Source organism: Streptomyces sp. NPDC047000 (assembly GCF_040644295.1).
Lineage (GTDB): Bacteria > Actinomycetota > Actinomycetes > Streptomycetales > Streptomycetaceae > Streptomyces.
The window spans coordinates 1-1,020 of record NZ_JBEYWE010000034.1 but is presented as its reverse complement, the minus strand read 5'-3'; the positions used below and the strand labels follow the sequence as shown (position 1 = coordinate 1,020).

Sequence of the window (1,020 nt, the reverse complement as noted above, 5' to 3'; positions counted from 1 at the left end):
CGGCTTATGAGTCGGCGGGGGACTTGAGGCGGGCCATTCCTCTGATGGAGGCCACCCTCACCCAATGCGAACAAATCCTGGGCGACACCCACCCCGACACCCTGACCAGCCGCAACAACCTCGCCACCACCTACCAGGTGGCCGGGGACCTCGGGCGCGCCATCCCCCTGCTGAAGGCCACCCTCACCCAATGCGAACAAATCCTGGGCGACACCCACCCCCACACCCTGACCAGCCGCAACAACCTCGCCGCCGCCTACCGGGCGGCGGGGGAACCTCAGGGCGACACCCACCCCCAAACCCTGACCAGCCGCAACAGCCTTGCCGCCGCTCGCCAAGAATTCGAAGCTGTACAGCACGGAAGTACAGCAACCTCAGTGACCAACGCTGAACCTCAGCAGCCGTCCACGGCTGGTTGAGCAGCCCGAGAACCGTACATGACCTTCCCGCCGAAAGTTCGGGACGAAGAGGTCATCACTCATGTCTCGGCGTCGCGGCTGGCCCGGGGTACGCGATGCTTGGGGCATGGCCCCTGAAGCTAGCGCTGCTCCGTCGATGAACACTCGCGTGAGTGCAGCGACCGATTGAATCACCAGAGTCACGTGGGAGGAAGGCACACGCATCGAGGTCCGCAACCTGGGCCGCGAGATCGTCATCGAGGCAAACGCTGCCGGGTTGAAGCCCTGGCCGGCCACCTCCTCACTCTCGCTCAGGACGGCACGCCGGACGGCGCTCACCTTCACCTGGAGGAGAACAACAGGCTCGAACAAGGCTCCATAGGACTGGTCTTGGAGAGGTGCGACGACGAATGACGCGTGTCAGACGCGTGCCAGAACGTGCGGGGAACTACGGGGAACAGCGGGGAATCGATCGGCCGTCTGCGGCGCGCCTGCGTTCGTCCACCGCAGGTCAGGCCGAGGGCAAGCCCTAGTGTCCTGAGTCGGAAGTTTGCGGGCGGTTGTAGGGTGGGGTGATGCCGGGTCCGAAGCCGTTGCTGCTCGAGTTGTCCGATCACGAACG

At 64.9% G+C, this 1,020-nt stretch carries 1 protein-coding gene; it reads left to right on the top strand.

Annotated elements, in window-relative coordinates; all coding sequences use genetic code 11:
- Positions 1 to 419 (top strand): tetratricopeptide repeat protein (locus tag ABZ862_RS33740; protein ID WP_360966799.1); only part of this gene is annotated, 419 nt, incomplete at its 5' end.
- Positions 420 to 1,020 lie beyond the last annotated feature (601 nt).